The sequence below is a fragment of the Limnospira sp. PMC 289.06 genome, assembly GCF_032350395.1.
Classification (GTDB): domain Bacteria; phylum Cyanobacteriota; class Cyanobacteriia; order Cyanobacteriales; family Microcoleaceae; genus Limnospira; species Limnospira platensis.
The window spans coordinates 1-11,475 of the sequence record NZ_JARPLC010000054.1; the positions used below are offsets into that span (position 1 = coordinate 1).

Below are 11,475 nucleotides of genomic sequence, written 5' to 3' on the forward strand. Positions count from 1 at the left end.
TTATTACTCTGCCTCTTTCTTTCGATTGAGGCTTTGTTTTTTGATAATCTGGTATTCACCATGAGTTCTGAAAGGTCTGAATTATCTGAGTTAGTAGCCCCGGCTTTTCCAAGGGTTCCTACTTGGTGTCGGGCGATCGCATTAGGGATTGACGGATTTCTAGTGTTGTTGATTACTGGTTTATTAGGGGCTAGTGGCTTAGTCGGATTTTTGATATTTATGCTGCTTTGGATAGCCTCACGGGTGTTTGTAGTTTATCGAAACTATGGACAGAGCCTAGGGCGGTGGGCTTTGAATATGAGGGTAATTGATACACGATTCCACCGAACACCGCAACTGTTAGAATTATCTAAGCGTGAGGGTGTCCTAGGGTTTTTTGTGTTCTTGGCTCTAAATGGATTAGGGAATCTGGCTTTAGGCCATGCGGGTGTTGTGCTGTTACTAGTTCCCCTGATCGCTGATGGTGGAGTGGTGCTGTTTGATCTGAGTCAATATCCGCAAACTTTTCACGATCGCTTTGGCGAAACTATCGTTATTGGTGTGCAACGAGGCTATTCTTTGGATATTAGAGTCAAAAATTGGATTGACAAAATGCAGCAATACCTGAAATAATAGATGATTGTGCTTTATTAAGAAATCTTTTAGGATTATGGCTAAAGGTGTTCGCATTGTAATCACGCTGGAATGCACTGAGTGTCGCACCAATACCGATAAGCGTTCTAAGGGTGTGTCACGGTATACAACGACCAAAAACCGTCGGAATACAACTGGGAGGATGGAACTCAAAAAATTCTGCACCCACTGTAACAAACATACGGTTCACAAAGAAATCAAATAGTGCTTTCAGATGACTGGTGGGAGAGTAGTCATCCCCATGAACCTAGAATCATCCATTAAACCAACAGGAGTCAAAGCCCATGAGCTATTTCCGTCGCCAAGTTTCGCCGATTGATCCGAAAACCCCCATTGATTATAAAAACATCGAGTTGTTGAAAAAGTTTATGACCGAACGGGGCAAAATTCTACCCCGGCGCATTACCGGTTTAACCTGTAAACAACAACGAGACCTGACAAAAGCGATCAAACGGGCTAGAATTTTAGCCATGCTGCCCTTTGTCAATAAAGAAGGCTGATTGAATTGGTGGAAAAGGGAACTTTAGTTGAATTCCGTATACATGGGGAGCGCCGTCTCGCTGTGGTAGCTCGCCCTGAAGGAAAAAAGCACTGGATCTTAGTTGATGACCAGGGAAATTCCCATACCGTTCATCCCAGACAAATTACCTATGAGGTAGGGGGAACGACTTATCGTCCTGCTGATATTCCCTCTTTTTATGAAGAAATACAACCCTATCTAGATCCAGCTAGTTTAGAGATAGCCTGGGAGATTTTGATTGAAGAGGGGGAAACAGTCGATCCCACAGGAATGGCATTGTTGCTATTTTCGGAGGAAACTCCGGCTCAATGTTATGCCAGCCACTTGTTGCTATGCAATGATAAACTCTACTTTAAACAGAAGGGCGATCGCTATGAACCTCGCCCTCCTAACCAAGTAGCAGAAATCAAACATCAACAGGAAGTTGAACAGCAACGGGAACAGGAAACCCAACTATTTTGGCAGCGAGTTGAACAATGTCTAGGGGGAGAGGTGGTAGAATGGCAGGGGAGCGATCGCGCCCGCCTCGATGCTTTGGAACGTTTTGCTCTGTACGGGGAGGAAGCATCCCATACGGGACCCGCCTTAGAAACCCTAAGCAGTCTTAATCGCCCTCAAACTCCCAGTGCCTCTTTTCAATTGTTGGTAGACTTGGGGATATGGAGTCTGCATGAGAACCTTTCCCTGTGGCGCAGTCAGATCCCAACCCAGTTTCCCGCAAAGGTCCTAGACGTGGCTCAATATTATCTCCAATCTCCCCAACCTGACCCAGATCAAGATCGTCGGTTCGATCTAACTCATCTGAAGGTCTATACCATTGACGACGAAAGCACCCGCGAAATTGATGATGGAGTTAGCCTAGAATTTCTCGAAGACGGAACCCAAAAGATTTGGATTCACATTGCTGATCCTACCCGTCTAATTCAACCGGGAGATGAACTAGACCTAGAAGCGCGGCGCAGGACTACCAGCGTTTACCTACCCACGGGGATGATTCCCATGTTCCCCTCAGAACTAGCCACGGGGCCGATGAGTTTGGTGCAGGGTAAAATTTGCTGTGCCTTGAGCTTCGGGGTAGTGCTGAATGAAGATGGCAGCGTGAAGGATTATAGCATTCATACCAGCATCATCAAACCTACCTACCGCCTCACCTATGATGATGTCGATGAGATGCTGCACTTGGGTATTAAGGCTGAACCAGAAATCGAGATTTTAGGAAAGTTCGCGAAACTTCGGCAACAATGGCGTTCCTCCCAAGGGGCTATTAGTATTTATATGCCTGAATCTATGATTAAGGTGGACGGGGATGAGGTAATTGTTAAACTCCTTGATGATTCTCTGTCTCGCCAAATGGTGGCAGAAATGATGATTTTAACTGGGGAGGTAGCTGCTCGCTACGGTCAGGAGCATAATTTAGCATTACCCTATCGCAGCCAGCCTCAACCAGAACTACCCCCGGAAGAGGAACTGCTGCAACTACCAGCCGGAGCGGTAAGAGCCTGTGCATTGCGTCGTTATATGCCTCGTAGTGAGGTTAGCTTGACTCCGGCTCGCCATGCAAGTTTAGCCTTGGAAACTTATACGCAGGTGACTTCCCCCATTAGGCGTTATAGCGATCTATTGGCTCACTTCCAGATTAAGGCTCATTTACGGGGAGAAGAGCCAGCTTTTTCGGTGGAACAAATGCAGGAAATGGTGATGAGCCTTGGTCCGGCGGTGAAGGAAGCCTCGAAGGTGGAACGGGAGACGAACCGCTATTGGAGTTTGGAATATTTGCGTCGTCAAGCTGATGAGGTGTGGGAAGCTATTTTGCTGCGGTGGTTGCGGGAGGATAGTAATTTAGGTTTGGTGATGCTGGAGGAATTAGGGTTAGAGTTACCAATGCGGTTTAACCGCGACATAGCACTTGGCGATCGCTTTGAGGTAAAAGTGACCCATTCTGACCCACGCCAAGACGTGATTCAATTCCAGGAGATTATTGGCCCAGCCACGGAACCAGCGGTTTAGGAGAATAGCGACCAACAGCAGGCGGAGACGGGTTAGAAACCTGCCCCTACCTGCCCTAGTGAATTAGTTGTCGCCGAGGGCTTCTACGATCGCCCTAGTATTGGCTTCCATCATTCTAACATAACTATCCCCTTGGGAACCAGGTGCGCCAATAGAATCGGAATATAATTCTTGGGGGGCTAATTCCACCCCGGCTTCTTCTGCGACCGCCCTAATTAATTGGGGATTAAGTGTGGTTTCCGCAAAAATAGCAGGGACTCGGTGGCGGCGGATTTCCTCTGCTAAATTCCGCACAGTTTGGGCGCTAGGTTGTTCTTCGGTGCTGATACCTATTAAGGTTCCGGGTACAGTTAAACCATAGGCGGCGGCGTAATATTGAAAAGCATCATGGGTGGTGACCAGATAACGGCGATCGCTAGGAATTGTGGCAATTTGTTCACCAATCCAAATATGCAGTTTTTCCAACTCCTCAATAAGCTGTTCTGCATTATCTGTAAATATCTGCCGATCATCTGGGGATAGTGCTATTAATTCATCCCGAATTACCTCAGCCATGACGATCGCATTTTGCACATTTCCCCACACATGGGGATCCGGTTCGATCTCTCCATTTTCTTCAGTATTTAAGGGAGTGATAAACTCAGCAACTGCCACTCTTCTGGCTCTTTGTCCCACCGCTTCAATTAACCTAATTAAACCGGGTTCCAAATTATAGCCATTATACAGAATTAGGTCAGCGTTTTCTAAGGCTATACTATCTTGGGGGACAGGTTCATAAATATGAGGATCTACCCCCGGCTGTAAAAGGCTTGTATGTTGAATTTGCTCAGAGGCGATCGCTTCAGTTAAATCGGCAATAATAGTCGTAGTAGATACCACTTTCGGCATTTCATCCCCAGTAGAAACCACCGACGGCGACTGACAACCCCCCAGCAACAGCCCACACAACAACCCAACTACACCTAACCCCTTAGCCATTGGTCTAGCCATTTGTACTTACTCCTTTTCATTTTGTTTTCATAAATTATTTCATAATTATTTCATTTTTGTGCTATTCTTGACATGAAGCGATCGAAAATCATAGTTATGGATACTCTCAAAATTGCCCACAACTCCTTGAATAAGAAGGTTTCAGCGGATATGAGTATTATCATCAGTAACCTTGGGGTACAGTACCGAGGGGTTGAAGCACTGCGGGACATTAACCTACAAGTGAACCCAGGACGGCTAACCGGAATTATTGGACCCAATGGTGCGGGTAAGAGTACCTTGTTAAAAGCTATTTTGGGGCTGATTCCTGCCACAGGAAGCCCTGCAATTTTCGGTGAGCGTCCCCTGAGTCAACAACGCCACCGCGTCGCCTACGTCCCTCAGCGATCGCAGATAGACTGGACTTATCCTGCCACAGTTTGGGATGTAGTAATGATGGGAAGAGTACGCCAAACTGGTTGGTTTCGAGGCTTTTCGGGGGTCAGTCGCCGCTTGGCTACCCAAGCCTTACAACGGGTAGGAATGGAAACCTATAGCGCGCGTCCTATTGGTCAACTTTCGGGAGGTCAACAGCAGCGGGTTTTCTTAGCTAGATCTTTAGCGCAACAGGCGGAAGTTTTCTGCTTTGATGAACCCTTTGCGGGTATTGATCAAAAAACTGAAAATGTGATTTTTAGTATTTTTAGGGAGTTAGCCGCTTCCGGTAAAATTGTGTTAGTAATTAATCACGACTTGGGTAAATCAATTACCAATTTTGATGATTTGATTCTGCTAAACAAAGAACTAATCGCCGCCGGAACTAGGGAAGCTGTCTTAACTCAGGAAAATCTTGATCATGCCTATGGTGGTAGGGTCATGTTTTTCTCAGACCATGCAGCTTGATGGCGTTTTTTAATTATCTATTAAAGGGGATTAACCGATTTTTTTGATATCTTAATCCAGTTCAAAAAAACCGGTTTCCGAAGATATAAGAGACAGTATAAATATGATAGTTTGGGAAATATTAATAGAACCTTTGCAATATGGTTTTATGCAGCGATCGCTCACTATTGCTATATTGGTGGGGTTAATTTGTGCCGTAGTGGGTAGTTATTTAATGGTGCAGCGGCTGGCTTTATTAGGGGATGCCATCAGCCATTCAGTTTTGCCTGGATTAGCGATCGCCTTTATTTTAGGGTTTAATATTTTTGTAGGTGCGTTTGTCGCTGCGGTATTAAGTACAGTATTAATCGAAATAATTCGCACCCACTGCAAAATCAAAGAAGACGCAGCCATGGGGATTGTTTTTTCCGGCTTTTTTGCTTTGGGAATTACCCTAATTACCATCATTCAAAAAGATAATAAAATCGACTTGAATCATTTTCTCTTTGGCAATATCTTGGGAGTTACAGCCTCCGATGTCCGGGATACAATCATTATTGCTGCCATTGTCTTATTCGTCGTGTTCCTAATTTATAAAGAATTATTGTTTTATACCTTTGACCCCCAGGGCGCAGAGGCGGCTGGCTTACCTGTAAACCTGTTAAATTTAGGGTTAATGATGTTAATTTCCTTAACTATTGTTGCCAGTCTTAAAGCTGTAGGAGTCATCTTAGTTTTATCCTTATTAATTACACCATCAGCCACAGCTTATTTATTAGTTAATCGTTTGCATCATGTGATGATTTTAGGCGTGTTAATTGGCGTGGGTTCTAGTATCAGTGGAATGTATCTGAGTTATTTCTATAACTTGCCTTCCGGTCCAGCCATTGTCTTAGTGGCTTCTGGTTTATTCCTGATGGCATTTTTATTTAGCCCCAGTGAAGGACTGCTAACCCACCCGGTTAAGATATCTAAAGAACCGCCACTTTTTAAGGAAATCAAAAATTTAATTAATCGTTAGGTAATTTGACTAAAATTAAACGGCTATCTTGGATTAATTGATTTTGACAATTATAATACTCAACACTTTGAGTAATTGGCATCATTTCAAACCCCAACTTTTGATAAAAATCAGGTAAATAAGCATATTCAGGGTTAGCCGTAGTTCTCAATATATAACCAATGTTATCTGATAAATGACCAAATAAGGTTTTAAACAGTCGTTTGGCGATGCCTTGCTGACGGTAATTAATGGCTACACCTAAATCAGCGATATAGTATAATTTATCAATGCTGAGTCCGGTTTGCTGAGTAAATAAATCCGAATTTAGATTAACTTTTTGGTTGTTTATATATCCCCAAGTCTCAAAAAATTCTAACTCTCCTATGTTGGCGGTTTCGGTTAAGGGAAGGGTGGCAATAAATCCCATGGGGGTTGCGTCAGAATAAGCTAAGTATAAAATACCGGATTCGATATATTTTTGGAAGTAAAATTTTACTTTTTTTTGGGTTACTTTTTCGTTAAAAGGTGGGGCGGAAAAACACTCATATACAGTAGGATAAAGACCTTGATCCATGGCTGAATTAAGTGCCGGTAAAGAGTTAATGTTTTTAATATTAATGCACATTAAATTTGTTTATTGATGAATTTTGCAGGATTAATTATACCATAAATGACAATATAAACTAACTCGGGTTGAATAATGGCGCTTAAAAATACTTAACCTAAATACCGATGACAAATCATCAATATGATCCTACACTGAAGATAGAGGATTCAGTTTTAAGATCCATGCGATCGCGGCTGTAGCAGCCAGAAACTGATATCCACAGCTTAACCAGATTTAGCAGTTTGATTGACTAAAAATTTCAATTGATTAAACACTGTATGACCCACAAGCAAACACTTACAGGATAGGATCATGTTGTATGATGCAATCATTATCGGTGGTGGTGTAACCGGATGCACCATTGCGCGAGAATTGATGCGGTATGCGATTCGAGTCGCCCTAATTGAATCGGAAGCAGAGGTCGGTTTCGGAACCAGCAAAGCCAACAGCGGTATTATTCACGGTGGACATCACAGTTCCCCTGATACCCTGAAAGGTAAGCTAGAATGGGAAGGAAACCAAATGTGGGATACCCTATGCGAAGAATTAGGGTTTGGTTTTAAACGCATTGGAGAACTTACTGTCGCCTTGACAGAAGACCAAATACCGACACTAGAAAAATTGCAAAAACAAGGGGAATCTAAAGGAGTTCCCGGCTTAGAAATTTGGCAACAAGAACGCCTACGAAAAGAAGAGCCTCACCTAACATCAGAGGCGATCGCTGCTTTATATGCGCCCACAACTGGGGTAATTAATCCCTACGAGGCTTGTTTTGCCTTAATTGAAAATGCCTGTATAAACGGCTTAAATCTATTTACAAATTGCCCAGTTACAGCAGTTAATCAAACCCCTGATCATAACTGGGTTATCCATACCCCCAGAGGGGAATTTAATACTCGTTTTGTGATTAATGCGGCTGGACTCTATGCAGATGCGATCGCTGAATTTGCGGGAGTGCGTACCTTTACCATCAAACCCCGCAAAGGTGAAGAATATCTCCTAGATAAGCGATTAATTGGACTGGTAAAACGAGTAATTTTTCCCTGTCCTACTGCCGTTTCTAAAGGCATCTTAGTCATCCCCACCTATGACGGCACTTTAATGGTGGGTCCCACGGCCGAAATGGTGGACGATAAGACCGATTTAACTACCTCCCACGAAGGGGGAAAAAAAGTTTTTGATGCAGTTACCCAAACCGTCCCAGGGATTAGTCCTAGGGACTGTATCGCTGAATTTGCGGGACTCCGCGCCGTAGTAGACGGAGAAGATTTTATCATTGGGACTACGGCGAAACCCGGCTTTATTAACGTGGCGGGAATTCAATCACCAGGACTAACCGCAGCACCAGCGATCGCCACCATGGTTAGGGATATTTTACAACAAGAAGGCTTATCCTTAGCCCCCAAAGATAGCTTTATTTCCTCAGTCCCTAAACCCATTCATTTCGCCTCTCTTTCTACAGAAGAACAAATTGCACTGGTGAAGCAAAACCCTAGCTATGGTCGAATTATCTGTCGGTGCGAGTTAATTTCCGAGGGTGAAATTCTCGATGCGATCAGCCGAGGCGCAAAAACATTAGATGGCATTAAATTCCGCACCCGCGCCGGAATGGGTCGCTGTCAGGGGGGATTTTGTACAGGACGCTGTATGCAACTTTTATGCGAGGAATATAACATTCCCATGACGGCAATTACCAAACGTGGCGGCGATACCTGGGTAGTGCGTGAACAGCATTCATAAATACCCACTAATTAACACTGATTACAACCCATAGCCTATTGTGCCTAAAAATGGCGGGTTAATGTCGGTTACTTACTACCGACAAAAATTGACTATATAACCCGCCCAAAATTTAGTCTTTTTTTGTTGTTAGCAATTGACAAAATTATCATGATTACTGAGAGTATTAAGCACCTAAATAACAACTATGATGTAGTAGTTGTTGGCGGCGGACCGGCTGGGATGGCGGCGGCGTTAGGCGCGAAAGAGTCTGGCGCTGAACGAGTTTTAATTGTCGATCGCGAAAAGGAAGCGGGAGGCATTTTATTACAATGTATTCACCCCGGTTTTGGACTCCAACACTTTAAAGAAGAGTTGACCGGACCTGAATATGCTCAACGTTTTTTAGAACAAGCGATCGCCAAGGATATAGACATTATAGCAGATGCCTATGTTTTAGATATAGATGGCGATCGGCGAGTTAAATTAATGTCTGGAAGCCAGGGAGTGCAGGTCATTTCCGCCAAAGCCACCGTCTTAGCCATGGGTGCGAGAGAAAGGACTCGTGGCGCTATTCGCACCCCCGGAACCCGCTGTTCAGGAGTCTTAACCGCCGGGTTAGCCCAAAGATTTGTAAATTTACTAGGATTTTTACCAGGAAATAAAGCCGTAATTCTGGGTTCTGGGGATATCGGATTAATTATGGCGAGACGGCTAACCCTGGAAGGGGTAGAAGTGGCGGGAGTATTTGAAATAATGCCCCACGCCAACGGATTAAACCGGAACATTGTGCAATGTTTACAGGACTTTAATATCCCCCTATATCTATCTACCACAGTAGTAGAAATTCATGGACGCGATCGCATTGAAGGAGTCACCGTCGCGCCAGTTAATGAACACCTACAACCCCTCGCCGACCAAAGCTGGTATGTTCCCTGCGACACCCTGTTATTATCGATTGGATTAATTCCCGAAAACGAACTATCTCGTCAATTACAACTGCGAATTGATCCGGTTACCAGCGGTCCAGTGGTTAGCAGCACCATGGAAACTTCTATAAATGGAGTTTTTGCTTGTGGTAATGTTGTCCACATTCACGATCTAGTTGATTTTGTCAGCCAAGAAGCCATATTAGCTGGTCGAAATGCCGGATTCTATGTAACCGGAAATCGACCCCCTACGGATAATATCCGTTTAATTCCTGGTGAAAATGTCGCCTATTGTGTACCTCAAACCATTTCGAGCGATCGGGAGCATACCGTTTATATGCGAGTGCGTCGTCCTCTCAAAGAAAGCATTTTAAAACTTGGGGATATATACGAGAAAAAACTCCGGTATGTATTCCCCGCCGAAATGGTCAACCTGAAAGTCAAACCCCGGTTTTTGCAGAATTTCCACGGAGAGGCTTTAACAATTGATATCCTCCCCCTTGAGTAAATTTAGCTAATTTTAGGATAAATAAAAAGCCATGAATCAAACCACAGAAACCACCACAGAAACCACCATTTCTCATTATCTATGTATTGGTTGTCCTTTGGGATGTCGCCTAGAAGTCGAGGCAGATAATGGCCACATTGTCGAAGTGCGAGGCTTCACCTGTAAACGAGGCGAAGAATATGCCAAACAGGAACACACCGAACCCCGTCGCATGGTGACAACTACAGTCCGAGTTAATAATGGTATTTGGGCAAAATTACCCGTAAAAACCACCGCTGCCATACCGAAAGAAAAAGTGATAGAATTATGTCAGCAATTGCGGCAAGTTAATGTTACCGCGCCGATTCATATCGGCGATACCATCTTATCTAATGTTTTTGATTTAGGTGTCGATGTGGTGGCATCACGAGATATGCCTACTGATCAAAATTGATGGTCAAAACAGACGATAATTGATTTATACAAGGTGTTTCGGCACCTTGTTAATGTCCTCATATTCTCGATTTTAGCAGACCACCTAGATAGTTAACTAGATTGTTAAAATTTGTACAAAAATTTTATAAAACCCATTTTTTCCGGTTACTATATATCGTATAGGAGTTCAAATATAGCTCCTGTTTATACTCCACCGTAATCAACCGCAGGGCTTGGGAGACTTGGCAATGGCTAAAATTTTAATCGTTGATGATTCTGGTCTCTCCCGTAGGATTATGCGTGGTATCTTAGAAACAGATAGACACGAAGTAATTGAAGCTACAGGGGGACTGGCTGCGCTGGAACGCTACTTTATCGATAAACCGGACTTGGTTTTAATTGATCTGGCTATGCCAGATATGCAGGGAACAGAAGTTTTAGATCAACTCATGGCAATGGATAACACAGCTAGGGTTATTATTGCCAGTGCCGATGCTCAAGAAATGACTCGCGCCGCAGTTAAAGCCGCTGGAGCAGTGGGTTACATTAACAAGCCTTTTATGGCTGAAAGTGTTCTCGACCAGGTAAATCAAGCTCTCATTACTATATCACAGTCTTAGGGAGGTCCTGCGATGATCCTGACCGAAAAGCAAAAAGATGCTCTAACTGAGTTAATAAATATTGGTTTTGCTCGCACTGCCAATTCTTTATCGCAACTAACGGGTCATCGCATTTTGCTTGATGTTCCTCAAGTGTCTATTCATCCTATTGAAGAATTAGCCGGGAAACTGGCGAGTTTTGTTAATGGTGAAATTGCGACAGTACAGCAGATTTTTACAGGGCCCGTGTCGGGAAATGCTCTATTATTATTAAACTATGAAGGGGCGGTAATGTTGTCCCGTTTAGTGTCCCCAGAGGGTAGCCCATCAAGCGATCGCCTTGACGTTCCCGCCGGAGAAGTGCTAACAGAAATTGGCAATATCCTACTAAACTCCTGTTTAAGCGTCTTCGGAAATTTACTAGAAATTCAGATTTCTTTTTCAGTACCCCGCCTTTACCTAGAAGCCCTAGATGGACTGATCCACTCTCTGATTATTGGCAAGGAAGAAGTCAGCTATGCCATGGTAATGTATACCTCCTTTAAAATGCGTGAAGACTCGGTAAATGGCTATCTAGTGCTGATATTAGGGGTAGTGTCTTTAGAGAAATTATTAGAGTTGATAGACAGTTGGGCAGATGAGGCAGTAACGCCATCTTTGACTCGGTAATCAACCAATTATTATT

13 protein-coding genes are annotated in these 11,475 nt (G+C 43.8%); 11 read left to right on the plus strand and 2 right to left on the minus strand.

Features of this window, described 5'->3' with window-relative positions; all coding sequences use genetic code 11:
- From P5674_RS12775 to P5674_RS12790, 4 genes are all read left to right on the plus strand, one after another.
- Positions 1–612, plus strand: a 612-nt coding sequence (locus P5674_RS12775; protein ID WP_315642800.1) for an RDD family protein, incomplete at its 5' end; no start/stop codon positions are given.
- Between the two features lie 37 nt (positions 613–649).
- Entirely contained in the window at positions 650–838 is a 189-nt protein-coding gene (gene rpmG / locus P5674_RS12780; protein WP_006616669.1) for a 50S ribosomal protein L33, read from the plus strand.
- A 79-nt stretch (positions 839–917) separates the two neighbouring features.
- Positions 918–1,133, plus strand: coding sequence for a 30S ribosomal protein S18 (gene rpsR / locus P5674_RS12785; RefSeq protein ID WP_006616668.1), 216 nt, complete (start codon positions 918–920; stop codon positions 1,131–1,133).
- A gap of 8 nt (positions 1,134–1,141) precedes the next feature.
- On the plus strand, positions 1,142–3,160 hold the full coding sequence (locus tag P5674_RS12790) for a ribonuclease catalytic domain-containing protein (RefSeq protein ID WP_035737129.1): 2,019 nt from the start codon (positions 1,142–1,144) through the stop codon (positions 3,158–3,160).
- Between the two features lie 63 nt (positions 3,161–3,223).
- Here P5674_RS12790 and P5674_RS12795 read toward each other — a convergent pair whose 3' ends face one another.
- Positions 3,224–4,150, minus strand: a complete 927-nt coding sequence (locus P5674_RS12795; protein ID WP_006616998.1) for a metal ABC transporter solute-binding protein, Zn/Mn family — start codon at positions 4,148–4,150, stop codon at positions 3,224–3,226.
- Positions 4,151–4,246: 96 nt separating this feature from the next.
- Here P5674_RS12795 and P5674_RS12800 point away from each other — a divergent pair, with 96 nt between their 5' ends.
- On the plus strand, positions 4,247–5,032 hold the full coding sequence (locus P5674_RS12800) for a metal ABC transporter ATP-binding protein (RefSeq protein ID WP_006616997.1): 786 nt from the start codon (positions 4,247–4,249) through the stop codon (positions 5,030–5,032).
- A 103-nt stretch (positions 5,033–5,135) separates the two neighbouring features.
- Entirely contained in the window at positions 5,136–6,032 is an 897-nt protein-coding gene (locus tag P5674_RS12805; protein ID WP_006616996.1) for a metal ABC transporter permease, read from the plus strand.
- Here P5674_RS12805 and P5674_RS12810 read toward each other — a convergent pair.
- A complete protein-coding gene (locus P5674_RS12810; protein WP_231852160.1) occupies positions 6,022–6,588 on the minus strand; it encodes a GNAT family N-acetyltransferase in 567 nt (188 codons plus the stop codon). The genes P5674_RS12805 and P5674_RS12810 overlap by 11 nt on opposite strands.
- Before the next feature lie 345 nt (positions 6,589–6,933).
- On the opposite strand from P5674_RS12810, the gene P5674_RS12815 reads away from it, so the two are divergent.
- From P5674_RS12815 to P5674_RS12835, 5 genes are all read left to right on the plus strand, one after another.
- On the plus strand, positions 6,934–8,361 hold the full coding sequence (locus P5674_RS12815; protein WP_014275399.1) for an NAD(P)/FAD-dependent oxidoreductase: 1,428 nt from the start codon (positions 6,934–6,936) through the stop codon (positions 8,359–8,361).
- Positions 8,362–8,511: 150 nt separating this feature from the next.
- Complete coding sequence (locus P5674_RS12820; protein ID WP_006616993.1) at positions 8,512–9,777, plus strand: NAD(P)/FAD-dependent oxidoreductase; 1,266 nt, start codon at positions 8,512–8,514, stop codon at positions 9,775–9,777.
- A gap of 31 nt (positions 9,778–9,808) precedes the next feature.
- Complete coding sequence (locus P5674_RS12825; RefSeq protein ID WP_014275398.1) at positions 9,809–10,210, plus strand: DUF1667 domain-containing protein; 402 nt, start codon at positions 9,809–9,811, stop codon at positions 10,208–10,210.
- A gap of 229 nt (positions 10,211–10,439) precedes the next feature.
- Positions 10,440–10,811, plus strand: a complete 372-nt coding sequence (locus P5674_RS12830) for a response regulator (protein WP_006618773.1) — start codon at positions 10,440–10,442, stop codon at positions 10,809–10,811.
- Between the two features lie 12 nt (positions 10,812–10,823).
- A complete protein-coding gene (locus P5674_RS12835) occupies positions 10,824–11,459 on the plus strand; it encodes a chemotaxis protein CheC (protein WP_006618772.1) in 636 nt (211 codons plus the stop codon).
- Positions 11,460–11,475 lie beyond the last annotated feature (16 nt).